This is a genomic window from Micromonospora mangrovicola, from assembly GCF_047200535.1.
Taxonomy (GTDB): domain Bacteria; phylum Actinomycetota; class Actinomycetes; order Mycobacteriales; family Micromonosporaceae; genus Micromonospora.
On record NZ_JBJZOG010000025.1, the window covers coordinates 37,630 to 61,218 of the forward strand.

The 23,589-nt window shown below is 73.5% G+C and carries 21 protein-coding genes; 11 read left to right on the plus strand and 10 right to left on the minus strand.

Going from position 1 to position 23,589, the window contains the following annotated elements:
- Window positions 1–27: 27 nt before the first annotated feature.
- Window positions 28–1,260, minus strand: coding sequence for a threonine--tRNA ligase (thrS, locus tag ACL02O_RS12960; protein WP_412818315.1), 1,233 nt, complete (start codon window positions 1,258–1,260; stop codon window positions 28–30).
- Window positions 1,261–1,792: 532 nt separating this feature from the next.
- Between thrS and ACL02O_RS12965 the strand changes: the two genes are divergently transcribed.
- From ACL02O_RS12965 to ACL02O_RS12975, 3 genes are all read left to right on the plus strand, one after another.
- Window positions 1,793–2,416 carry a DedA family protein gene (locus tag ACL02O_RS12965; RefSeq protein ID WP_412818280.1) on the plus strand — a complete coding sequence of 208 codons (624 nt, stop codon included), beginning with the start codon at window positions 1,793–1,795 and terminating at the stop codon, window positions 2,414–2,416.
- An 85-nt stretch (window positions 2,417–2,501) separates the two neighbouring features.
- A complete protein-coding gene (locus ACL02O_RS12970; RefSeq protein ID WP_412818281.1) occupies window positions 2,502–3,167 on the plus strand; it encodes a DUF998 domain-containing protein in 666 nt (221 codons plus the stop codon).
- A 15-nt stretch (window positions 3,168–3,182) separates the two neighbouring features.
- The gene (locus ACL02O_RS12975; protein ID WP_412818282.1) at window positions 3,183–4,016 is read left to right on the plus strand and encodes an NAD(P)H-binding protein; all 834 of its coding nucleotides are present in this window, start codon (window positions 3,183–3,185) and stop codon (window positions 4,014–4,016) included.
- 51 nt (window positions 4,017–4,067) lie between these two features.
- Here the strand turns inward: ACL02O_RS12975 and ACL02O_RS12980 are convergent, their stop codons facing one another.
- Window positions 4,068–5,471, minus strand: a complete 1,404-nt coding sequence (locus ACL02O_RS12980; protein ID WP_412818283.1) for an NAD(P)H-quinone dehydrogenase — start codon at window positions 5,469–5,471, stop codon at window positions 4,068–4,070.
- Window positions 5,472–5,577: 106 nt separating this feature from the next.
- Between ACL02O_RS12980 and ACL02O_RS12985 the strand changes: the two genes are divergently transcribed.
- On the plus strand, window positions 5,578–6,033 hold the full coding sequence (locus ACL02O_RS12985) for a gamma-glutamylcyclotransferase (RefSeq protein ID WP_412818284.1): 456 nt from the start codon (window positions 5,578–5,580) through the stop codon (window positions 6,031–6,033).
- Between the two features lie 72 nt (window positions 6,034–6,105).
- Here the strand turns inward: ACL02O_RS12985 and ACL02O_RS12990 are convergent, their stop codons facing one another.
- Genes ACL02O_RS12990 through ACL02O_RS13005 form a run of 4 tightly spaced genes read right to left on the minus strand, consistent with a single transcriptional unit; the run spans window position 6,106 to window position 9,470 of the window.
- Window positions 6,106–7,068 carry a GNAT family N-acetyltransferase gene (locus ACL02O_RS12990; protein WP_412818285.1) on the minus strand — a complete coding sequence of 321 codons (963 nt, stop codon included), beginning with the start codon at window positions 7,066–7,068 and terminating at the stop codon, window positions 6,106–6,108.
- Window positions 7,069–7,108: 40 nt separating this feature from the next.
- Window positions 7,109–7,864: an SCO6745 family protein gene (locus ACL02O_RS12995; protein WP_412818286.1), complete on the minus strand. Its 756-nt coding sequence runs from the start codon at window positions 7,862–7,864 to the stop codon at window positions 7,109–7,111.
- A gap of 43 nt (window positions 7,865–7,907) precedes the next feature.
- Window positions 7,908–8,837 (minus strand): hypothetical protein, encoded by a 930-nt coding sequence (locus tag ACL02O_RS13000; protein WP_412818287.1) that lies wholly within the window; start codon window positions 8,835–8,837, stop codon window positions 7,908–7,910.
- A 3-nt stretch (window positions 8,838–8,840) separates the two neighbouring features.
- Window positions 8,841–9,470 carry an MBL fold metallo-hydrolase gene (locus ACL02O_RS13005; RefSeq protein WP_412818288.1) on the minus strand — a complete coding sequence of 210 codons (630 nt, stop codon included), beginning with the start codon at window positions 9,468–9,470 and terminating at the stop codon, window positions 8,841–8,843.
- 124 nt (window positions 9,471–9,594) lie between these two features.
- Here ACL02O_RS13005 and ACL02O_RS13010 point away from each other — a divergent pair, with 124 nt between their 5' ends.
- Window positions 9,595–10,581 (plus strand): DUF4349 domain-containing protein, encoded by a 987-nt coding sequence (locus tag ACL02O_RS13010; RefSeq protein WP_412818289.1) that lies wholly within the window; start codon window positions 9,595–9,597, stop codon window positions 10,579–10,581.
- On the opposite strand, the gene ACL02O_RS13015 is transcribed toward ACL02O_RS13010, so the two are convergent.
- Window positions 10,538–11,797 (minus strand): amidohydrolase, encoded by a 1,260-nt coding sequence (locus ACL02O_RS13015; RefSeq protein WP_412818290.1) that lies wholly within the window; start codon window positions 11,795–11,797, stop codon window positions 10,538–10,540. The two genes, ACL02O_RS13010 and ACL02O_RS13015, sit on opposite strands and share 44 nt — an antisense overlap.
- A 653-nt stretch (window positions 11,798–12,450) precedes the next feature.
- On the minus strand, window positions 12,451–14,034 hold the full coding sequence (locus ACL02O_RS13020) for an acyl-CoA mutase large subunit family protein (RefSeq protein ID WP_412818291.1): 1,584 nt from the start codon (window positions 14,032–14,034) through the stop codon (window positions 12,451–12,453).
- A 208-nt stretch (window positions 14,035–14,242) separates the two neighbouring features.
- Here ACL02O_RS13020 and ACL02O_RS13025 point away from each other — a divergent pair, with 208 nt between their 5' ends.
- The gene (locus tag ACL02O_RS13025) at window positions 14,243–16,327 is read left to right on the plus strand and encodes a serine/threonine-protein kinase (RefSeq protein WP_412818292.1); all 2,085 of its coding nucleotides are present in this window, start codon (window positions 14,243–14,245) and stop codon (window positions 16,325–16,327) included.
- Window positions 16,328–16,376: 49 nt separating this feature from the next.
- Entirely contained in the window at window positions 16,377–18,056 is a 1,680-nt protein-coding gene (locus tag ACL02O_RS13030; protein ID WP_412818293.1) for a phospho-sugar mutase, read from the plus strand.
- A gap of 70 nt (window positions 18,057–18,126) precedes the next feature.
- Here the strand turns inward: ACL02O_RS13030 and ACL02O_RS13035 are convergent, their stop codons facing one another.
- On the minus strand, window positions 18,127–18,801 hold the full coding sequence (locus ACL02O_RS13035) for a GOLPH3/VPS74 family protein (RefSeq protein ID WP_412818294.1): 675 nt from the start codon (window positions 18,799–18,801) through the stop codon (window positions 18,127–18,129).
- Between the two features lie 160 nt (window positions 18,802–18,961).
- Complete coding sequence (gene upp, locus ACL02O_RS13040) at window positions 18,962–19,594, minus strand: uracil phosphoribosyltransferase (RefSeq protein WP_412818295.1); 633 nt, start codon at window positions 19,592–19,594, stop codon at window positions 18,962–18,964.
- A 136-nt stretch (window positions 19,595–19,730) separates the two neighbouring features.
- On the opposite strand from upp, the gene deoC reads away from it, so the two are divergent.
- From deoC to ACL02O_RS13060, 4 genes are all read left to right on the plus strand, one after another.
- A complete protein-coding gene (gene deoC, locus ACL02O_RS13045; RefSeq protein WP_412818296.1) occupies window positions 19,731–20,690 on the plus strand; it encodes a deoxyribose-phosphate aldolase in 960 nt (319 codons plus the stop codon).
- Between the two features lie 5 nt (window positions 20,691–20,695).
- Window positions 20,696–22,126 (plus strand): aldehyde dehydrogenase family protein, encoded by a 1,431-nt coding sequence (locus tag ACL02O_RS13050; RefSeq protein WP_412818297.1) that lies wholly within the window; start codon window positions 20,696–20,698, stop codon window positions 22,124–22,126.
- Entirely contained in the window at window positions 22,119–22,943 is an 825-nt protein-coding gene (locus tag ACL02O_RS13055) for an aldehyde dehydrogenase family protein (protein ID WP_412818298.1), read from the plus strand. Before ACL02O_RS13050 ends, ACL02O_RS13055 begins: the two co-directional genes overlap by 8 nt.
- A gap of 172 nt (window positions 22,944–23,115) precedes the next feature.
- Entirely contained in the window at window positions 23,116–23,583 is a 468-nt protein-coding gene (locus tag ACL02O_RS13060; protein ID WP_412818299.1) for a BlaI/MecI/CopY family transcriptional regulator, read from the plus strand.
- The last annotated feature ends 6 nt before the right edge of the window (window positions 23,584–23,589 follow it).

Below are 23,589 nucleotides of genomic sequence, written 5' to 3' on the forward strand. Positions count from 1 at the left end.
CCGGCCGGTGGCCCCGCCGGGCGGGCCTCAGGTGGCCGGGAGCAGGTCGGCCGAGCGGGCGGCCACTGCGGCACCGATCAGCCGCAGCGCGTCGGCCGCCGGCATCGGGTCGAGCCCGCGCCCGTCGCGCAGGCGCAGGGAGACCGAGCCGTCGGCTGCCTCCCGGGCACCGACCACCCCCACGTACGGCACCTTGCGGCGCGCCGCGTCGCGGATCCGGGCACCCAGCGAGCCGGCGTGGTCGACCTCGACCCGCAGCCCGGCCGCCTCAGCCCGGCGGGCCAGGTCCAGGGCGGCGCCCGCCTGGCCGTCGTCGACCGGCAGGAGCACCAGCTGCACCGGGGCGTACCAGGTCGGGAAGGCACCGGCGTGCACCTCGATCAGGTACGCGAAGAGCCGTTCCATGCTCCCGACCAGGCTCCGGTGCACCATCACCGGCCGTTTCCGGCTGCCGTCCGCGTCGGTGTACGACAGGTCGAACTTCTCCGGCTTGTCGAAGTCGAGTTGGACGGTGGAGATGGTCGACTCCCGGCCGGCGGCGTCCACGACCTGAATGTCGATCTTCGGGCCGTAGAAGGCCGCCTCGCCGGGGCCCTCGGTGAAGTCGACCCCGTCGAGCGCGACCCGGAGCAGCTCCTCGGCCCGCGCCCACCGGGCGTCGTCGCCGATGTACTTCTCCCCCGGCCCGCGCAGCGACAGCCGAATCCCGGCCGGGCGCACGCCGAGCGCCGCGTGCGCCTCGCGGATCAGCCGGAGGATGTCGCGTACCTCGTCGCCGACCTGCTCCAGCGCGCAGAAGTTGTGCGAGTCGTTCAGCGAGATGGCGCGCACCCGGGACAGCCCGCCGAGCACCCCGGACCGCTCCGCCCGGTACATCCCACCGATCTCGGCGATCCGCAGCGGCAGCTCCCGGTAGGAGCGACCGCGGGCCCGGTAGACCAGCGCGTGGTGCGGGCAGAGCGCCGGACGCAGCACGAACTCGTCGTCGGCGCTCAGCCGCATCGGCGGGAACATGTCGTCGGCGAAGTAGCCCAGGTGGCCAGAGATCTCGAACAGCTCCCGTTTGCCCAGCGGCGGCGAGTAGACGTGCCGGTAGCCGGCCCGGCGCTCCAGGTCCCGTACGTACTCCTCGACGGCGTGCCGGGCGGCGGCGCCGGCCGGCAGCCAGATGGGCAGCCCGGCCCCCGCAAGGGGGTCGGAGACGAACAGCTCCAGCTCCCGGCCCAGCCTGCGATGGTCGATCATGTCGCTCTCCTTGATCGGGTACGACCCGGAGGCGAGCTGGCCCGGAACGCCGCGAGGCCCCGGGGCGGTTCGCCCCGGGGCCTCGTCGACGGATACGTCAGTGCGGCGCGCCGGGGATTCCCGGCGTCGTGGTCACTGCCGCGCTGTACATGCCATGACGGTAGGCGCGACGGCTCGGACGGCGCATCCGGTTTTCGGGGAGCGGGTGCGGGGCCCCGGCCGGGGGCCTGCCGCCTGCGGTGGGAGGGTGCGGGCCGCCGGCTCGGGACCCGCCGGCGACCCGCCGCGACCCGGTCGCCAGGAACGGGGGACCCGGCGTCCACGCGGTCGCGTCCCGTCAACGGTACGCCGCGATTCGGCGATCCGCCGCCCGCCCTGACGAGCGGCGCCACGTCGCCGGGGCGTCACATCCGGCGACGCCAGGTCGTTCCCTATCGGTGGCCAGGCCGTGTCAGCGGTCACCACCGGGCGGGGGCGTCGGCGCTGGCGCCGCGCACCCGGGCAGGCTCGGAACGGTTCATCGGGGGATTCCGGCGAGGTGGCGGTCGTGCCCGAACTCATCTCTGACGTCGCGTCGCCGACGTGGGCGTACGTCGTGCTGCTCGCGCTGCTGGCCGCGGACGCGTTCGTACCGGTGGTGCCGACCCAGGTCGTCATGATCACCAGCGGCGCGCTGACGGTTTACGGTGGGCTGAGCCTGCCGCTCACCATCGCGGTCGGAGCGCTGGGTGTCTTCGCCGGTGACCTCGCCTGCTACCTGCTGGGCCGGACCGCCCCGGACCGCCGGCAGGCACGGCACGTCATGCCGGGCCGGGCCCGCCGGGCCGCCGCCCGGGTCACCCGGGGGCTGCGCGAGCCGGGCCCGCTGGTGATCCTGCTCTGCCGCTTCGTGCCCGGCGGCCGGATGGCCGCCTGCTTCTCGGCCGGCCGCAGCCGCTACCCGTACCGACTCTTCCTGCTCTACGAGGCGGCCGCCGCCACCGGCTGGGCCAGCTACGGGACGTTGGTCGGCCACCTGGGCGGCGCGGCGTTGACCGAGTCGGCGTGGCGGCTCGCGGTGATCGGCGCGGTGGCGGCGGCCGGGTTCGCCGCCGCCGGCTGGGCGATGACCGCGATCAGCGCCCGCAACACCGCCCGCACCGAGCCCCCGGTCAAGGTCCCGGCCGACTGAGGCGGGCATCTAGGGGGCGTCCCGGGGATCGAGGTGGGTGGTCGGCCCGGATCCGTTTCGGGTGGCGACGGCGACAGGCTGAGGCATGCCCGGAATTCGACGAAGCGGCCTGCTGGCCCTCGGCGGGATCGCCCTGGCGGCGGTGCTCGCCGTGGTCGGTCACCTGGAGGTGAACGACAACCTGGATCCCTGGTCGCTGACCGTCAGCGACTTCGCCGTCTCCGACCGGGGCGGCGTCATCGACGCGGCCATGGTGGTGCTCGCCGCGGCCACCGTCCTACTCCTGTCGGCGCTGGGCCGGGCGGGCGGGTACCGGCCGGCGCGGGCCCTGCTCGCCGCCTGGGCGGCCGGCCTGGTCGTCTCAGCGGTGGTGCCGACCAACCAGCCCGGTTCGCCGATGGGCACCGGCGCCTACCTGCACCGGTACGCCTCGGTGGTGGCCTTCCTGGTCCTGCCGGTGGCCGGCTGGCTGCTCGCCGCCCCGCTGGGCGGGCGGGCCACCGGCTGGCTGCGCGGCCTCGCCCTGACCAGCCTGCTGCTGGCCGGGGCGATGGTCTGGTCGGCGTATCCGGGGGACCGGCTGCTGATCGGGCTGGCCGAGCGGCTGCTCATCCTCGCGGAGGTCGGGCTGCTCGCCGTGGTCGCGGCGACCGTGGTGCGTCGGCACGGATCGGACGGGCGACGCGATCTTGACCTGAACGCTGCTTCAACTCTTAGCGTCGTCGGGGGCGGGTCGACTGCGGCCCGGTGAGTCGAGGAGGCGGAGATGATCCTGGTGACGGGGGCGACCGGCACGGTCGGCCGGGAGGTCGTGTCGATCCTGGCGGAGCGGGGCGAGAAGGTTCGGGCGGTCAGTCGCAACCCGGCGACCGCCGGGCTGCCGGCGGAGGTCGAGGTGGTGGCCGCCGACCTCGCCGACCCGGCCTCGCTCGCGCCGCACCTTGCCGGCGTGGACGCGGTCTTCCTGATCTGGCCGTTCACCGACCCGGCGGTGGCCCGGACGACCGCCCCGGAGGTGGCCCGGGTGATCGCCGCCCGGGTGCCCCGGATCGTGTACCTCTCCGCGCCCGGCGCCGACCAGCCGGAGTCGTTCTGGGGGCTCGTGGAACGGGCCGTCGAGACGTCCGGTGCGGAGTGGACCTTCCTGCGCCCGGTCGGCTTCGCCGCGAACACGCTCGGTTGGGCGGATCAGATCCGGGCCGGTGACGTGGTGCGCTGGCCGTACGGGGACGCCGCCCGCTCGCTCATCCACGAGCGGGACCTCGCCGAGGCGGCGGTGGCCGCCTTGACGTCGAACGGGCACGCCGGTGCCCGCTACCTGCTGAGCGGACCGACGACCGTGACCCAGGAGGAGCAGGTACGCATCATCGGCCGGACGATCGGCCGGAATCTGCGCTGGTCGGAGATGCCGGTCGAGGAGGCCCGGGCGATGCTCTCCGTCGCCTTCGGCGACCCGGCCTTCGCCGACGTCGCCCTGGCCGGCTGGGCCGGCTTCGTCAACGAGCCCGAGCAGGTCACCGACACCGTCGCCCGGCTGACCGGCCACCCGGCCCGGACGTACGCGGAATGGGCCGCCGACCACGCCGCCGCCTTCCGCTGACCGGCGCGTCCCGCCGGGCCGGCGCGCACGGTCGGCCGGCTGCGCGGCGGGTCACTCCAGTTCGTGCAACATGAGCTGGCGGGCCGCCTCGGTGATCGAGCCCGACAGGCTCGGGTAGATCGTGATGGTCTGGGCCAGTTCGTTGACGGTGAGGTTGTTCTCCACCGCCATGGTGATCGGCAGGATCAGCTCGCTGGCCTTCGGCGCCACCACCACGCCGCCGATCACCTGGCCGCTGGCCGGCCGGCAGAACAGCTTGACGAAGCCGTCGGCCAGGTCGTCCATCTTCGCCCGGGCGTTGCCGGACAGCGGCAGCATCACCTGCCGGGCCGGGACCCTGCCCGCGTCCACCTCGTCCTGCGAGACGCCGACGGTGGCCAGCTCCGGGTCGGTGAAGACGTTCCCCGCGACGGTACGCAGCCGCAGCGGCCGGACCGCCTCGCCGAGCGCGTGCCACATCCCGATCCGGCCCTGCATGGCGGCGACGCTGGCCAGCGGCAGGACGCCGGTGCAGTCGCCGGCGGCGTAGATGCCGGGGACGTTGGTCCGGGACACCCGGTCGACGGTGACGTACCCGCCGCGGGCCAGTTGGACGCCGTACTCGGCGAGGCCCAGGTCTGCGGTGTTGGGGATCGAGCCGACCGCGATCAGCGCGTGCGAGCCGACCACCACCCGGCCGTCGGCGAGCACCACCTCGACGCCGTCGCCGATCCGGCGGACCGCCTCGGCGCGGGAGTTGCCGAGGATGGCCATGCCGCGGTTGCGGAACACCCGCTCGATCGCCATGGCGGCGTCGGCGTCCTCGTGCGGCATGACCCGGTCCCGGCTGGAGACGAGGGTGACCTGGACACCCATCGCCAGGTACGCGCTGGCGAACTCGGCGCCGGTGACGCCGGAGCCGACCACGATCAGGTGCTCGGGCAGCTCCGGCAGGTCGTACACCTGACGCCAGGTCAGGATGCGCTCGCCGTCCGGGACGGCGGTGGGGAGCTGGCGCGGGGTGGCGCCGGTGGCGATCAGGACGGTGGACGCCTCGACGGAGTGGGCCGCGCGACCGTCGGTCGGGGTGACCAGCACGCGGTGGGTGTGACCGAGCGTGTCCTCACCCATCCGGGCGGTGCCCGCGACGAACTCGACCCCGGCCTTGACCAGCTTGTCGTGGATGTCCGCGGACTGGGCCAGCGCGAGCCGCTTCACCCGCTCGTGCACCGCGCCGGCGTCGACGGTGACCGCCTCCAGCCCGTCGGAGTGCACCCCGAACTCCTCGGTGTCCCGGTAGCCGGTGACCACCTGGGAGCTGGCGATGAAGGTCTTCGACGGGACGCAGTCGGAGAGCACGCAGGCGCCGCCGGCCCCCTCCGCCTCGACCACGGTGACATCAGCGTCCAGCTGGGCGGCGACCAGCGCCGCCTCGTAGCCGGCCGGTCCCCCGCCGATGATCACGATCTGGCTCACAGCGCTCGCCCCTCGTCAGTGCTCACAGTGACTTTCTTCTCCCCGTCGCGCTCGACACGCACCGTCGTATTCTCCCCCACCCGCCCACCGGGCTATCGTCATCGCCGTGCGTCTGTACGCCGCTTACGGCTCAAACCTGGACCCCGCTCGCATGCGCGCCTACTGCCCGCATTCGCCGATGGTGGGCACCGGCTGGCTGGAGGGGTGGCGGTTCACGTTCGCCGGCGAAGGCGTCATCGGCTGGGAGGGCTCGGTCAGCACGGTGGTCGAGTCCCCGGGCGACCGGGTCTTCGTGGCGCTCTACGACATCCACCCGTACGACGCCGCCCAGCTCGACGAGATCGAGGGCGTGACCGCCGACACGTACCGCAAGCTCACCGTACGCATCTCGACGCTGGACGGGGACGTGACCGCGTGGGTCTACGTCTTCGACGGCTACGAGGGCGGCCTGCCGACGTCGTGGTACCTGTCGGAGATCGCGAACGCGGCGGAGAAGGCGGGCGCGCCGGATGACTACGTCACCGAGCTGCGGTCCCGCCCCACCGGCACCGCGTCGGCCTAGAGGCTCTCCCACTCGTCCAGTCTGCTCCGGCCGGTCCTCCCACCGCCCGGCGACCCCGCAGCGGGTCGCGTATCACACACCCGTGGCGGTGACCGTCCGCTCGTACATGTCCACCGAGCGCTCCTCACGCAGCCCGACCGAGCGGTAGAGGGTCACCGGGACGGTCGGGTTGGCCAGGTCGACGCCGAGCCCCGCACCGGTGCGTCCCTTGGCCGCGTAGACCGCGAAGGCCCGCCGCAGCAGCGCCGCCCCCACCCCGCGCCGCCGGTACGCCGGCAGCACCGACAGCGTCCGGACCCAGCCCATGTTCTGCTCCAGCGCCTGGTTCGTGGACTGGAGGGCACCGGCCGGCTCGCCGTCGACCTCGGCGACGAACCACTCGTCCCAGACCTTCCCGTTCGAGGGGAGCAGCTCCCGCCACTGGTCGAAGCCGAGCGGCTCGTGGTCGAGGGTGTCCCGGAAGGCGGTGTCGAAGATCCGGTGGAACTCGCGCAGGTCGGCCTCGTCGTCGGGGCGCAGCGTGCGGACGGTCACCCCGGGCGGGGGTGGCGGCTCGGCCGGCAGGTCGGCCAGGGAGCCGCTCATCCGCAGGTACCGCTTGATCCGGGCGAAGCCCGCCTCGGTCAGCTCGGCCGCCCAGCGGGTCTCGGGAGGGTAGACCGCGCAGCGGACGGTGAGCGTGGGCAGCCCTCGTTCGCCGGCCCGCTCGGCCACCCGGTCCAGCTGTCGGGTGAGCAGCGGGGCGCGCACCGCCGTGCCCCGGTCGGGGTCGACGTAGACCTCGACGAACTCCCGGCCCACCCCGGTCGGGTTGTCCAGCGTCGCCCAGGCGATCACCGCGCCGTCCGGGTCGAGGGCCAGCCAGGAGTCCCGCCCGGGGTCGAAGAAGGGTGCGGTCAGGCACTCCACCACGTCCTCGGCGGAGAAGTCCGGGTAGCCGATGGCGAAGGTGTCGGCGGCGTGCACCACCGCCAGGATCGCCGGTACGTCGTCGAGGGTGGGGCGGCGGGCCGTCCAGCCGGCGGGAAGCGTCACGACGGCGATCCTGGCAGGCCACCGGCGGGCGCGCCGCTCATTATCCGCCGCCCAGTTGTCCACCGGGCAGGTGCAGCCGCGCGGCGGCGAGCAGGTTGAGCAGCTCCGCCCCCTCGCCGGGGCCGAGCGTCCGGAACGCGGTCGACGCGAGCCGGTCGGTCACCGCCTCGGCCCACAACCGCCGCCGGACCAGCGGCCCCACCGGCGGGTACGGGGGTGACCAGCCGCAGGCGGCGGCCCCCGCCTCCCCCTCCGGGCTGGCCAGCACCGCCTCCAGCGGGGTCATCCCGGCGGCCCGCACGGCCAGCAGGTACGCCCCGGCGAAGTGCTCCCGGAGCAGCAGCAGCGCGACCGCGACCCGGGCCCCCGACGAGCGGTCCGGGACCGGCATGGCCCGCCAGGCGGCGAAGAGCGGCATCCCGCTGCCCTCGGCGGCGTCCACCGCCCGCTCCAGCAGGTCGGCCAGGCGGGGCGCCTCGGGGGCGTCACCCAACCGCTCGGCGCCCCACCGGCAGCACTCGGCCAGGTTCGCGCCGGCCACCTCCAGCGGCCGGACCGTACGCACGGCCGCGTCCCAGCCGTCGGCGACCGCGTCGGAAGCGATGAAGCCGAGCGCGGCGGCCACCGTCGCGGCGTGTACGTCCCCGAGCGCACCGGCCCGCCCGGTGATGTAGAAGGCCCACCCGGAGATGCCGAGCAGCCGGGCCCGGCGCAGCGTCGACGGGCAGCGGGCGAACGCCTCCCCCAGCTCCAGCACCAGCGGCTTACTGGCGGCGGCGACCTGTTCCGGGGTCATCGGCGCGGCCCCACCGTCCGTCCACCATGGTCGTCCATCACGGTCAGTCTGCCCGGTGGCCACCCTCTGCGGCATCCCCCTCTTCGGCGTCCAGCGCCTCCAGCGCGCCCTCCACCTCCCCGGTCCGCCGACGGGCCGCGGCGGCGGAGCGTTCCGCGCCCCGGCGGGCCAGTTTGGCCTGGCTCTGCTCCTGCTCGGCGGCGGACCGCCGGCGTTCCAGCTCGGCCAGTTCGGTCTCGATCCGGTCCAGCGCCGCGGCGCCGTCCTGCTCGGCCCGGGTGGCCTCGGCCAGCTCACGCTCGACCCGGTCCTGGTCGTCCCGGGCCTTCGCCAGCTCGCGTTCCAGGGCGCGGCGGCGCCCGGCCCGCTCCGCGCGTTCGGCGGCCCGCTCGTCGCGCGCCCGGCGGGCCTCGGCCCGCTCGGCCGTCCGGTCCGCTGCGGGCGGCTCCTCGCCGCCCCCGGTGACCAGCCGCAGCTGCGGCCGGGGCACCTCGCCGAAGCCGGCGTAGTGGACCGACCGGAGCAGCCGACCGGCCCGCACCTGCTCGGCCACCTCGATGTCGGACAGGGCGGCGTTGAGGGTGGCTTCCACCTCGGCCAGCGGCAGCTTCCCGGCTGGCGGGGCCGCCGGCTCGGCGGCGGCCAGCCTGCGGATCTCGGTGACGAGGGCGCCGACCACGGCGCGGCGCTGCGCGGACAGCTCACGCAGCTTGGCGCCGCGCAGCTCCCGCTGGGCGGTGCGCAGCGACTCGGCGAGCTGGGCCAGGTCGGCGACCAGCTCGGGCCGGCGGATGGCCAGCAGATTGACCAGCCAGGCGGCCACGGTGGGTCGGCGCAGGCGACCGATCTCCCGGGCGGCCTTCGGGTCGCCGGCCCGGCGCGCCTCCGCCACCGCAGTGTCCCGGGCCGCGACGAACCGGTCCGGCGGGGTCGCGTAGAGCCGCTGGACCAGCTCGCGGGACGGACCGGGCATCGCTCAGGCGTCGATCCGGGTGCCCGGTTCCAGGCGCTGGTACTCGATCTTCGAGAGCGCGGTGTACTGCCGGCCGAGCACGCCGAGGCCGTTGGCGTTGAGCAGCCCGTCGTGCAGGGCGAAGGCGCGGCGCGGGGCGACCGCCCGGATGAAGTCGACCACCTCGGAGAACTTGTTCCAGGGTGCGTGGATCGGGGCGAAGAGCGTGTCGATCTGGACGTCGTCGGGGACGACCAGCGAGTCGCCCGGGTGGTAGACCACGTCGTTGATGAGGTAGCCCAGGTTCTGGATCACCGGGATGTCCGGGTGGATGACGGCGTGCTGCCCGCCGTACGCCCGCACGGCCACGCCGGCGGCGGTGAACGACTCGCCCGGCGCGACCACGACCAGCGCCTCCGCCGCGTCGCCGAGGACACCGGCGAGCGATGCCGGTCCGTTGACCGGCATCGGCCGGCGCTCCAGCGCGCGGGTCAGTCTCCCGACGTCCACGTGGTCCGGATGCTCGTGGGTGATCAGCACCGCGTCCGCCCCGTCCAGCGCCTCGGGTTCGCTGTAGACACCGGGATCCACGACGAGCACTCCCCCGTCGTGCTCGATCCGGAGGCAGGAGTGGGCGTACTTGGTGACCTGCATCGTGACTCCTCGATTATCGAATCGTGACGTCCTGAGCGCAGTCTGCCGGAACCGGCGCCACGACGCGTCGCGTCCGAAGTATCGATCCCGGCGCGGGGTCGTGTCGACAGAGCGGAGCGGGGACATGAGCGGACGGGGAGGACGCCGAAGGGGCGTGCTGCTGGCGGCGATGGGGCTGGCCGCGGTGCTGGTCGTGGGGGGCTGCGGCGCGGACGGCGGTAACAGCAGCTCGGACTCGGCCGCGCCCGCCGCCGGTGGGGCCGCCGACGCCGGCGCGGGGACCGCGCGGGACAAGGCCGCGCCCGCCGCGACGGGCTCGGGCGACGCCGACCTGCGGGTGGACCAGCGGTCGATCATCTACACCGGAACCATGCAGGTCCGGGTGGAGGACGTGGACCGGGCCGCCCGCGAGGCGACCACCACGACGCAGGCGGCGGGCGGCTTCGTCGGCGGCGATCAGCGCAGCAGCGAGTCGGCCGACGCCCGGGCGGAGCTGACCCTGCGGGTGCCGGCGGACCGGTTCAGCACGGTCATCGACGAGCTGGCCGGGCTCGGCGAGCAGGAGCGCCGGGAGATCCGGACGCAGGACGTCACCGAGGAGACCGTCGACCTGGACGCCCGGATCGCCACCCAGCGCGCCCGGGTGGACAGCGCCCGGAAACTGCTCGCCCGGGCCACCACCATCAACGAGCTGGTCACGTTGGAGAACGAGGTGGGCCGGCGGGAGGCCGATTTGGCGTCGCTGGAGGCGAAGAAGCGCCGGCTGGCCGACCTGACCGCGCTCTCCACCATCACCGTGACCTTCCTCGGCCCGGACGACACCACCGCGGACGAGGGTCCCGAACTCGGCTTCCTGGTCGGGCTGCGGGGTGGCTGGGACGTCTTCGTCACCACGTTCTTCGTGCTGCTCACGGTGCTCGGCGCGCTGCTGCCGTTCGCGCTGGTGATCGGGGTGCCGGTGGGGCTGCTGGTCCGGCGGGCCCGGCGTGCGCGGGCCCGCCGGGGACCGCCGGCCGGTCCGGCCCCGGCGATGCCGGGACCGGCCGGTCCGGTGGGTGGTCCGGCGCCTAGCGGGCCGCCGCCAGTGCCCGCAACGCGGTCTGCACCATGAGGCGTACGCCGACCGGGATGGCGCGCTCGTCCACGTCGAACGAGGCCCGGTGCAGGTCCACGTTGGGACCGTTCCGGCCGACGCCGAGGCGGGCGAGCGCGCCCGGCACGTGCTCCAGGTACCAGGAGAAGTCCTCACCGCCCATGCTCTGCGGGGTCTCCGCGATCCCCTCGGGGCCCAGCGCCGCCGCGGTGGCGGCGGTGAGCACGCCGATGGCCCGGGCGTCGTTGGTGACCGGCGGCCGGCCGCGCAGGTACTCCAGGTCGACGGTGGCCCCGGTGGGGGCGATGACGTCCCGGACCACCTGAGCCACGATCTTCGGGGCCTGGTCCCAGGTGTCGCGGTCCATCACCCGCAGGGTGCCGGCGGCGCACGCCTCGGACGGGATGACGTTGTACCGGGTACCGGCCGACGCGTGGCCGAACACCAGCAGCAGCCCGCTGTTGGCCGGCACCCGGCGGCTGACCAGGGTCGGCACCTCGGTGACCAGCCGGCCGAGCGCGTCGACCAGGTCCACGGTCAGGTGCGGGCGGGCGGTGTGACCACCCGGGCCGGTGAGCCGGACGGTGACGTTGTCGGCGGCGGCGGTGATCGGGCCGACCCGCAGGCCGACCTTGCCGACCGGCAGGTTCGGGTCGCAGTGCACGGCGAAGATCTGCACCACGTCGTCCAGGCCGCCGGCCTCGATGACCTCCAGCGAGCCGCAGGGCAGGATCTCCTCGGCCGGCTGGAAGATGAGCCGGACCCGGCCGTCGAGCTGGCCGAGGTCGGCGAGCTGGGCCAGCAGCATGCCGACCCCGAGCATCACCGTGGTGTGCACGTCGTGCCCGCAGGCGTGGCAGACCCCGTCCATGGTGGACCGGTACGGCACGTCCTTCGGGTCGCTCAGCGGCAGCGCGTCGATGTCGGCGCGGAGCGCGATCACCGGGCCGTCCGGGCGCCCGTCGATGTCGCAGATGACGCCGTTGCCCTTGGGCAGCAGTCGCGGGCTCAACCCGGCGAGGGAGAGCTCCCGGTGGATCAGGGCGGCCGTCTCGAACTCCTCACCCGACAGCTCCGGGTGGGAGTGGATGTGACGGCGGGTGGCGATGAGCCCCGGTACCCGGAGGGCGAGCAGGTGGTCCAGCTCGAACGGCAGGGCTTGGGACCCGGATGGCGCCTCCGGCCAGGACGACGCCAGTGGGCTGCCGGAGGGCAGCGTCAACGCACTCGTCACGTCGAATTCTCGATCACTAGAGATGGATGGATCATCAGGGAGAACAGCAGACAGCCTAGACCTTCGACGGTGACGCTGTGCAACATCGTTCGCGTAGCGATCGGACCGCGCAGCGTCACGAATGTCCTGGTGGGAGGGCTCGAATATCTGCGGGACAGCAGGTAGATCGGGGTTGAGCGCCGTCATCTGTCCCACACCTCCTACAACGCGTAACCGTTCCAGCGGTCACAAAATCCCGGGCCATCGTTCCGAATTGTCGCATTAGTCGCGGCAATTAACTGCCGCTCGGACAATTGCGCGGCAACGGTCGGCCGCCGGACGACTCCCGACGGTGACATGCCGGCCCGAACTGCGACCGCACACGCTGTCCGTCCCGATCACCCGATCGGGTTACCCGCATTCCCGATCCGCACACGCCCGGCGGCAGGCCCCACTGCCCCGCGGCCGGAGGGCCGGGCCGGGCGACGCCGCCCGGGAGGTCCGCACCGAGCCGTCACCGCCCCCGCCCGTGTGCGGGGAGACCTTCGACTGTACGCCCGCACCGCCCCTCGTGACGAGAGCGTCCGCGCAGCTCAGGGGTATCCCCTAGACAAGAACGGCGGCCCGCGCCGGGCACCGTCGGGGGTGCCGGCACGGGCCGCCGTCGAAGCGGGTCAGAACCGGTCGCTCGGCCGGTACGTCCCCCACACGTCGCGCAGCGTCCCGCAGACCTCGCCGACCGTGGCCTTGGCGCGCAGCGCCTCCTTCATCGGGTAGAGCACGTTCTGGTTACCCTCGGCGGCCGCGCGCAGCTCGGCCAGGGCCCGCTCGACGGCGCCGCCGTCCCGCTCGGCGCGCAGCTTGGCCAGCCGCTCGGCCTGCGCGGCCTCGATCGCCGGGTCCACCCGCAGCGGCTCGTACGGCTCCTCCTCGTCGACCTGGAACCGGTTGAGCCCGACCACCACCCGCTCGCCGGAGTCGATCTCCTGCGCGATCCGGTACGCGGACTGCTCGATCTCCCGCTTCTGGAAGCCGGCCTCGATCGCGTCCACCGCCGAGCCGTGGTCGAAGACCCGCTGCATCAGCTCGTCGGCCGCCGCCTCGATCTCGGCGGTCATCGCCTCCACCACGTACGACCCGGCGAACGGGTCGACGGTGGCGGTCAGGTCCGTCTCGTACGCCAGCACCTGCTGGGTGCGCAGGGCCAGCCGGGCCGCCTTCTCGGTCGGCAGCGCGATCGCCTCGTCGAAGCTGTTCGTGTGCAGCGACTGGGTGCCACCGAGGACCGCGCCGAGGCCCTGGACCGCCACCCGGACCAGGTTCACCTCCGGCTGCTGCGCGGTGAGCTGCACCCCGGCGGTCTGGGTGTGGAACCGCAGCATCATCGACTTCGGGTTCTTCGCCCCGAACTCGTCGCGCATCAGCCGGGCCCAGAGGCGCCGGGCCGCCCGGAACTTGGCGACCTCCTCGAGCAGCGTGGTACGGGCGACGAAGAAGAACGACAGCCGGGGGGCGAAGTCGTCCACGGCCAGCCCGGCGGCGAGCGCCGCGCGGACGTACTCCACGCCGTTGGCCAGCGTGAACGCGATCTCCTGCGCGGGCGTCGCGCCGGCCTCCGCCATGTGGTAGCCGGAGATGGAGATGGTGTTCCACTTCGGCACCTCCTTGCGGCAGTACGCGAAGGTGTCGGCGACCAGCCGCAGCGACGGCTTCGGCGGGAAGATGTACGTCCCCCGGGCGATGTACTCCTTGAGGATGTCGTTCTGGATGGTGCCGTTGAGCGCGGAGCCCGGCACCCCGGACTCCTCCGCGACCAGCTGGTAGAGCAGCAGCAGCACGGAGCCGGGCGCGTTGATGGTCATCGACGTGGAGACCTTGTCCAGCGGGATGCGGTCGAAGAGCAGCCGCATGTCCTCGATGGAGTCGATCGCGACGCCGACCTTGCCCACCTCGCCGTGCGCGATCGGGTCGTCGGAGTCGTACCCCATCTGGGTGGGCAGGTCGAAGGCGACGGAGAGGCCCATGGTGCCGGCGCGCAGCAGCTGGTGGTAGCGCGCGTTGGACTCGGTGGCCGTGCCGAAGCCGGCGTACTGCCGCATGGTCCACGGGCGGGAGGTGTACATCGTCGGGTAGACCCCGCGGGTGTACGGGTACTCGCCCGGGGCCCCCAGCCGCTCCGCCAGTTCCCCGGGCAGGTCCTCCGCCGTGTAGACGCCCTTGATCGGGAAACCGGACTCGCTCGACCGCCGTTCACTCATCCCCGGATGGTAGGACGCGAGGAGACATCGATGCGTGAGGGATTCCGCACAATCGGGGCCGGCCTGGGGCTCCCCGGCCCGTGAGCAGGCCGCCACGTACGGTCGAGTTGGTAAAGGTCCGCCGCGTCGGGTTTCGCATCGGCCGTCGGAACAAGCAAGATAGGGGGGTTGTGTCCCAGCCCCCTCGATATCCCCCGGTGGCTTTTCTGTGACTCAGATCCCGACGTGGAGCAGCGGACCAGTCAGTCCCCCCACTGGACGCGCGGCACCCGGCACCACCATCGGTGGTCGCTACTCACTGCGGTCGCCGGTGGGCAACGGCGGCATGGGCACGGTCTGGCGTGCGGCGGACACGCTGCTGCGCCGCGACGTGGCGGTGAAGGAGGTCATCCTCCCGCCAGGTCTGGCCCCCAGTGACCGCGACGCGATGTACGAACGGACCCTCCGCGAGGCCCGTGCCGCCGCCGCGATCCAGCACCCGGCCGTGGTCCAGGTGTACGACGTGGTGACCGAGGGCGGTCGCCCGTGGATCGTGATGGAGCTGCTGGACGCCCGCAGCCTCGCCGACATGGTGATCGAGGACGGGCCGGTCGCGCCCCGGGCGGTCGCCAAGATCGGCATCGCGCTGCTCGGCGCCCTTGAGGTGGCGCACGCGATCGGCGTGCTGCACCGGGACGTCAAGCCGGCCAACGTGCTGATCTGCTCCGACGGCCGCTGCGTGCTGACCGACTTCGGCGTCGCCCGGATGCCCACCGACGTGCAGCTGACCACGCCCGGGATGGTCCTCGGCTCGCCGCACTTCATCTCGCCCGAGCGGGCCATGGGCCAGGACTTCGGGCCGCCGAGTGACCTGTTCTCGCTGGGCGTCACCCTCTACACGGCGGTCGAGGGGCGGCCCCCGTTCGACAAGGGCGACCCGATCGAGACCATGCACGCCGTGGTCGAGGATCCGCCGGCCACCCCGCAGCGCAGCGGCCCGCTGACCCGGGTCCTGATGGGCCTGCTGGAGAAGGACCCGGCCCGCCGGCTGGACGTGCACACCGCCCGGGCGATGCTGCGCGAGCTGCTCGCCGGCCCGCTGACCAGCACCGCCACCGCGGTCAACTCGGTCACCGACCCGTACGCGGTGGTGCCGGTGCAGCGGCCGTCCGCGCCGCCGGTCGCCCCGGAGCCGAAGCCGACCGGGCAGATCGGCGGCCGGGCGATGATCGGCCCCGGCGAGTCGCTGACCGACCGCCTCGCCGCCCTGCGCCGGGGCGAGCGTCCCGAGTCGCGGGCCGCCGGCGGCGCCGCGCTCGACGAGACCAGCGCCGACGCGCTGGCCGGCCCGCTGCACACCCCCACCGGCGCGATGCCGGCCGGCACGCCGGACACGATCCAGCGGATCACGCCCGGCGTCAGGCCGGAGCCCAGCCAGCGGATCGGCGGCGGGTACCCGGAGGCCAGCCAGCGGATCGGCGGCGGGTACCCGGAGGCCACCCAGCGGATCGGCGGCGGGTACCCGGAGGCCACCCAGCGGATCGGCACCGGACACCCCGATGCCACCCAGCCCGTCTACGGCCGGGGCGTCGAGGCCACCCAGCCGGTGTACGGCGGCAACCAGTGGTCGGTGCCGGGCACCGGCCAGCCGTGGGCCGCCCCGGCGCCCGCCGGCGGGTCGGGCGGGGCCAAGGGCGTCGGCCAGCTCGTCGGCACGGTCAAGCGGTGGCCGCGCAAGGTGCAGCTCGCGGCGGCCGGCGGGGTGGCGGTGCTGCTGCTGGTCGGCGTGATCGCCTTCTCCGGTGGCGACGACCCGGGGCCACCGCCGATCGTCACCTCGCTGCCCACCGCGTCCGCGGCGGCTCCTCCGGTGGACATGGAAGAGCAGTCCGTCAAGGGCATCACCCTCCAGGTGCCGAAGGGCTGGGACAAGAACAGCGGCGGCGTCTTCGTCGACTTCGTCGACCCGGAGCAGGACGGCCGGAAGGTGCGGGTCCTCGCCGAGAAGTGGGGTGGCACCTCGACCAGCTGGGCCGAGTTCGCCTCCCGCAACCTGCGCGACAAGAGCAAGTCCTGCGACAAGCCGTACGCCGAGCTCAACATGACCGAGACGACGCTGGCCGGCAAGCCGGCGGCCGAGTTCGAGTACACCTGCGGCGACGGCGACACCAAGCGGCACGGGGTGTGGCGGGGTGCCGTGCAGGACGGCAAGGTCTACTCGTTCTACCTGACCGCCAACGACGCCGACTTCGCCGCCAGCAAGCCGATCTTCGACGCGATGGCGACGTCGTTCAAGCTCGACGGGGGCAGCTGAACCGAGGCCGACGGACCGTGGTGATCCGCCGCCGTGCTATCAAGAGGCAATGGCGGCGGATACCACTGACCTTGACGAACTTCGCGAGCAGGCCCGGCGGTGGCTCGACGACGACCCCGACCCGGCCAGCCGCGACGAGCTGCGCGCCGTCCTGGACGGGCTGCCGGGCAGCGGGCCCGAGCTGGCCGACCGGTTCGCCGGGCCGCTGACCTTCGGCACCGCCGGGCTGCGCGGTCCGCTGCGGGCCGGCCCGAACGGCATGAACCTCGCGGTGGTCACCCAGGCCGCCGCCGGGCTGGTCGCCTGGCTCGCCGCCGAGGGCGGCGAGGGTCCGCTGGTGATCGGCTACGACGCCCGGCACGGCTCACGGGCCTTCGCCGAGCGCACCGCCCAGGTCGCCACCGGCGCGGGCCGCCCGGCGCTGCTGCTCCCCCGCCCGCTGCCCACCCCGGTGCTCGCGTACGCGGTGCGGCACCTCGACGCGGTGGCCGGCGTGATGGTCACCGCCAGCCACAACCCGCCGCAGGACAACGGCTACAAGGTCTACCTGGGTGCCCGCCTCGGCGGGGAACTCGGCGCGGGCGCACAGATCGTGCCGCCGGCCGACGCCGGCATCGAGGCGGCCATCCGGGCGGTCGGCCCCCTGGCCCGGGTGCCGCTCGGCCCGGCCGGCGAGGTGCTCGGCGACGACCTGGTCGCCGCGTACGTGCGGCGGGCCGCCGAGGTGATCGACCCGACCGGTCCGCGCGACCTGAAGGTGGCGTACACGCCGCTGCACGGGGTCGGGGCCGCGGTGCTCACCGCCGCCTTCGCCCAGGCCGGGTTCGCGGTGCCGGGCGTGGTGCCCGACCAGGCCGAACCGGACCCGGCCTTCCCGACGGTGAACTTCCCCAACCCGGAGGAGCCGGGCGCGGTCGACAAGCTCGTCGCGCTGGCCGGCACGACGGGGGCGGACATCGCGATCGCCAACGACCCGGACGCGGACCGCTGCGCGGTGGTCGTCCCGGACGAGGCGACCGCGCGCGGCTGGCGGATGCTGCGCGGGGACGAGGTGGGCGCGCTGCTCGCCGACCACCTGATGCGGCGCGGGGTCACCGGCCTGTACGCCACCACCATCGTGTCGTCGTCCCTGCTCCGGGCCATGTGCGCGGCGCGGGGCCTGCCGTACGACGAGACGCTGACCGGGTTCAAGTGGATCGTGCGGGCCGGCGGCGGGGCGGAGCCGCTGGTCTTCGGCTACGAGGAGGCGCTCGGCTACTGCGTCGCCCCGGAGCACGTCCGCGACAAGGACGGCATCACCGCCGCGCTGACCGTCGCCGAGCTGGCCGCCGGCCTCAAGGCCGAGGGCCGCACCCTCGCCGACCGGCTGGACGAGCTGGCCGCCGAGTTCGGTGTGCACCACACCGACCAGCTCTCGGTCCGGGTGGAGGACCTGCGGGTGATCGCCGAGATGATGGCCCGCGTCCGGGCGGCCACCCCGCGGACGCTGCTCGGGCACCCGGTGGGCGAGGTGTCCGACCTGCTGCCCGGGGCGGACGTGATGATCCTGCGCACCGACGCGGCCCGGGTGGTGATCCGCCCCTCCGGCACCGAGCCGAAGCTCAAGGCGTACCTCGAGGTGGTGGAGGCGGTCACGGACGGCGACGTCCCGGCGGCCCGGCGGCGCGCCCAGGCCGCGGTCACCGCGCTGCGCGCCGAGATCGCCACCGCCCTCGGCCACCAGGCCTAGACAGGGATCTGCCCCTCCTGGCACCCGCTGGTCAGGAGGGGGCCCGGCGCACGTCAGGAAGGACCTTTCGTCACCGCTTGCCCAGAGCGGCGTCCACCGCCTCGGCCAGCGCGGCGACGACCAGGCTGATCGACGGGCGGACGACGCTGTCGTCCAGGCTCACCTCGCCGGAGAAGCCGGCGCTGCTGGCGATCTCCTCCAGCCGCCTGCGGGCCGCCTCGGCGGCGTTCCCGGTCAGGCCGAGCGCCGGCTCCATCCGCAGCACCGCCACCAGCGTGGCGAGCGCGGCGGTCCGCTCGTCGGGGCGCTGCCCGCTGGTCAGCGCCGCGGCGAGCCGGCGCCGGATGTCCGCCTCCACCGAGGCGTCGGCCACCGGGTACCGGTGCACGTGGATGAAGCCGAGCTCGGTCTCGTCGATGTCCCGGACCACGCCCCGGCCGCACAGGTCGCCGAGGATCCGGTCGCGCAGGCCGTGCCGCAGCCGCTGCACCCAGGACGACGGGGTGTGTGGGGTGTCGGCGGCGATCTTGGCGAGGACCGCGTCGGCGATCGGCTCGCCGGTCGGGGCCGGGTCGATGACCGCCAGGGAACCCTCGGCGTACGCGACCCGGCCGGTCAGGGCCAGCTCGACCAGCACCGCGGCGGCCATCCCGAGGTCCAGGCTGATCCGCGGCATGGTCGCCTTGCCGGTTTCGTCGTCGTACGCGAGGAGCAGCAGCTCTTCGGCGAGCGCAACACCAGTCATGGCCCGGAACGCTAGCGCCTCCCCGCACTCCCGCGCACGGACTCGCCCACATGCTCCCGCCGCCCGCCTGATTCACGGAAAGAGGGCCCATCCGGCGTGGAATGGGCCCCCTTTCCGTGAATGAGCGGCCTCGGGCCGGGCGCGGCCGCGAGCACCGAGGTCAGAAGCGGGGCATGCCGCCGAACTGGCGGTCCCCGGCGTCGCCGAGACCGGGGACGATGAACATCCGGTCGTTCAGGCCCTCGTCGATGGAGGCGGTGACCAGGCGCAGCGGCAGGCCGCTCCGCTCCAGCCGCTCGATGCCCACCGGCGCGGCGAGGACGCACAGCACCGTGATGTCGGTGCAGCCGCGGTCGGCGAGCAGCCGGCAGCAGTGCTCCAGCGAGCCGCCGGTGGCCAGCATCGGGTCGAGCACCAGCACCGGCAGGCCGCTCAGGTCCCGGGGCAGTGACTCCATGTACGCGCGCGGCTCGTACGTCACCTCGTCCCGGGCCAGGCCGACGAAGCCCATCGACGACTCGGGCAACAGGCCGAGCGCGGCGTCGGCCATGCCGAGACCGGCCCGCAGCACCGGCACCAGCAGTGGCGGGTTCGCCAGCCGGGTGCCCTCGGCGGCGGTGACCGGAGTCTGGATCGGGTACTTCTCGACCGGGAACGAGCGCGCGGCCTCGTACACCAGCATCATGGTGAGTTCGTGCAGCGCGGCCCGGAAGGACGCCGAATCGGTCCGGGCGTCCCGCATGGCGGTCAGCCGCGACTGGGCGAGCGGGTGGTCAATGACGTGTACGTCCACGGTCGCTCAACCTACCGCTCCCCGGCCCGTCGCACTGCGAGTGCCGGCTCACCAGCGACGCCGCTCACGTGCCCGCGCTCACCGCGGACCGGCGTGACCAAGATCACTCGACTCGCGGGTGCGTAGTATTCGGGGCATGACGGCGACAGCGACGTCGGCCCGGTCGGACCTCTCCGAGCTGGGACGATCCGAGACCGCTCTGCGGACCTTCCTGCACGGCCTACCCGGCGTGGACCAGGTGGGCGCGGAGCAGCGGGCGGCACAACTCGGCACCCGCTCCATCAAGACCACGGCCAAGGCCCAGGCGATCGACCTGGCGATCCGGATGGTCGACCTGACCACCCTCGAGGGGGCCGACACCCCCGGCAAGGTGCGGGCGCTCGCCGCCAAGGCGCTGCGTCCCGACCCGGCCGACCCCTCCTGCCCGCACGTCGGCGCGGTCTGCGTCTACCCCCTGATGGTCCCCTACGTGGCCGAGGTGCTGCGCGGCAGCGGTGTGCACCTAGCCAGCGTGGCGACCGCCTTCCCGTCGGGCCAGGCCCCCCTCGACGTCAAGCTCGACGACACCCGGGCCGCCGTGGCCGCTGGCGCCGACGAGATCGACATGGTGATCAACCGGGGCGCCTTCCTGGCCGGCCGCTACAAGGAGGTCTACGACGAGATCGTGGCCACCAAGGAAGCCTGCGGGGACGCCCACCTCAAGGTGATCCTGGAGACCGGCGAGCTGGTCACGTACGACAACGTGCGGCGCGCCTCCTGGCTGGCCATGCTGGCCGGCGGCGACTTCATCAAGACCTCCACGGGCAAGGTGCCGGTGGCGGCCACCCTGCCGGTGACCCTGGTGATGCTGGAGGCGGTCCGCGACTTCCGCGCGGCCACGGGTCGGCAGGTCGGCGTGAAGCCGGCCGGCGGCATCAAGACCACCAAGGACGCCATCAAGTACCTGGTCATGGTCAACGAGACCGTCGGCGCGGACTGGCTGGACCCGGACTGGTTCCGGTTCGGCGCGTCCAGCCTGCTGAATGACCTGCTGATGCAGCGCACCAAGCTGAAGACCGGCGTCTACGCCGGTCCCGACTACTTCACCCTGGACTGAGCGCGATGTTCGAATACGCACCCGCCCCCGAGTCGCGCTCGGTGGTGGACATCAAGCCCTCGTACGGGCTCTTCGTCGACGGAAAGTTCGTCGACCCGGTCGACGGCGGCAGCTTCAAGTCGATCAACCCGGCCTCCGAGGAGGTCCTGGCCGAGATCGCCGAGGGTGGCAGCGAGGACGTGGACCGCGCGGTCCGCGCCGCCCGTAAGGCGTACGAGAAGGTCTGGGGTCCGATGCCGGGCCGCGACCGGGCCAAGTACCTGTTCCGGATCGCCCGGATCATCCAGGAGCGTTCCCGCGAGCTGGCCGTGCTGGAGTCCCTGGACAACGGCAAGCCGATCAAGGAATCCCGGGACGTCGACCTGCCGCTGGTCGCCGCGCACTTCTTCTACTACGCCGGCTGGGCCGACAAGCTGCCCTACGCGGGCTTCGGCCCGGACCCCCGGGCGCTCGGCGTGGCCGCCCAGGTCATCCCGTGGAACTTCCCGCTGCTCATGCTGGCCTGGAAGATCGCTCCCGCCCTCGCCGCGGGCAACACGGTGGTGCTCAAGCCGGCCGAGACGACCCCGCTGACCGCGCTGCTCTTCGCCGAGATCTGCCAGCAGGCCGAACTGCCGGCCGGCGTGGTCAACATCGTCACCGGCGCCGGCGACACCGGCCGCGCCCTGGTCGAGCACCCGGGCGTGGACAAGGTCGCCTTCACCGGCTCCACCGACGTCGGCAAGGCCATCGCCCGGGCGGTCGCCGGCACCCGCAAGAAGCTCACCCTGGAGCTGGGCGGCAAGGCGGCCAACATCGTCTTCGACGACGCCCCGGTCGACCAGGCGGTCGAGGGGATCGTCAACGGCATCTTCTTCAACCAGGGGCACGTCTGCTGCGCCGGATCCCGGCTGCTGGTCCAGGAGTCGGTCGCCGACCGGGTGCTGGACTCGCTGAAGCGGCGGATGGCGCAGCTGCGGGTCGGTGACCCGCTGGACAAGAACACCGACATCGGCGCGATCAACTCGGCCGCCCAGCTCGCCAAGATCCGCGAACTGTCCGAGGTCGGCGCCACCGAGGGCGCCGAGCGCTGGTCGCCCGCCTGCGACCTGCCGGAGCGGGGCTTCTGGTTCGCGCCGACCATCTTCACCGGGGTCACCCAGGCGCACCGGATCGCCCGCGAGGAGATCTTCGGCCCGGTGCTGTCGGTGCTGACCTTCCGCACCCCGGCCGAGGCGGTGGAGAAGGCCAACAACACGCCGTACGGGCTGTCGGCCGGGATCTGGACCGACAAGGGCTCCCGGATCCTGTGGATGGCCGACCGGCTCCGCGCCGGCGTGGTCTGGGCCAACACGTTCAACAAGTTCGACCCCACCTCGCCGTTCGGCGGCTACAAGGAGTCGGGCTACGGTCGCGAGGGCGGCCGGCACGGGCTGGAGGCGTACCTCAATGTCTGAGCGGGTCGCGGTACGCAAGACGTACAAGCTCTTCATCGGCGGGAAGTTCCCGCGCAGCGAGTCGGGACGGTCGTACATCGTGCAGGACTCCAACGTGTCGCTGGCCTCCCGCAAGGACGCGCGGGACGCCGTCGTCGCCGCTCGGGCCGCCGTGAAGGGGTGGGCCGGGGCCACCGCGTACAACCGGGGGCAGATCCTCTACCGGGTCGCCGAGATGCTGGAGGGCCGGCGCGACCAGTTCATCGCGCTGGGCGCGTCGGCCGACGAGGTCGACGCCGCGATCGACCGCTGGGTCTGGTACGCCGGCTGGTCCGACAAGCTGCCGCAGGTGTACGGCGGGGCGAACCCGGTGGCCGGTCCGTACTTCAACCTGTCCGCGCCTGAGCCGACCGGGGTGGTGGCCGTGGTGGCCCCCGCAGCCCCGTCGCTGCTCGGCCTGGTCAGCGTGATCGCCCCGGCGATCGTCACCGGCAACACCGTGGTGGTGGCGGCCTCGCCGGACGCGCCGCTGGCCGCGGTGACCCTGACCGAGGTGCTGGCGACCTCCGACCTGCCCGGCGGGGTGGTGAACGTCCTCACCGGCCGCCTGTCGGAGACGGTGCCGACGCTGGCCGCGCACATGGACGTCAACGCGATCGACCTCACCGGGGTGACCGACGCCGAACTGGCGGCGGAGCTGGAGGTCAAGGCGGCGGAGAACCTGAAGCGGGTGCTCCGGCCGGCCCCGGCCGACCACGACTGGTTCGCCGACCCGGGCGTCACCCGGATGACCGCGCTGCTGGAGACGAAGACGGTCTGGCACCCCAAGGGCGTCTGACCACCCCATTTCGGTCGACGGCGCGCCGCCGACGGCAGCACTGATTCACGGAAAGAGTGACCTCCGCGCGTCGGATGGCCACTCTTTCCGTGAATGAGGGGTCAGTTGGTGGGATCTTGACCCGCTCGGGCGCGCGTCGGGCGCCGACTACTACGCGAGGTAGGATTCAACGGTGACTCGGCTGGGTGATCTCGAACGTGCGGTGATGGACGTGCTGTGGGACATGGTCCCGGGCACGTCGGACGGCGTGACCGTGCGGGAGGTCGCCGACGCCCTGGCCGGGCGGGAGCTGGCGTACACGACGGTGATGACGGTCCTGGACCGGCTCGCCGGCAAGGGCATGGTGCAGCGCGAGCGCGAGGGGCGGGCCTGGCGCTACCGGGCCGCCGCCAGCCGTGAGGCGCACATCGCCCAACTCATGCTCGACGCCCTCGACCTCGGCGGCAGCCGGGACGCCGCGCTGGTGCGCTTCGCCCGCTCGGTGACCGGCACCGAGGCGGAGGTGCTGCGCGCGGCGCTCAGCACCGAGGCGGGACTCACCGGCTCCGGGCCGGTCGAGCGCGAGGCGACCCTCACCGACCGGGTCGAGGACCCACAGGCGGGGCGTCCGGCGCTGGCCGACGAGGCGACGGACCGGTAGGGCGGC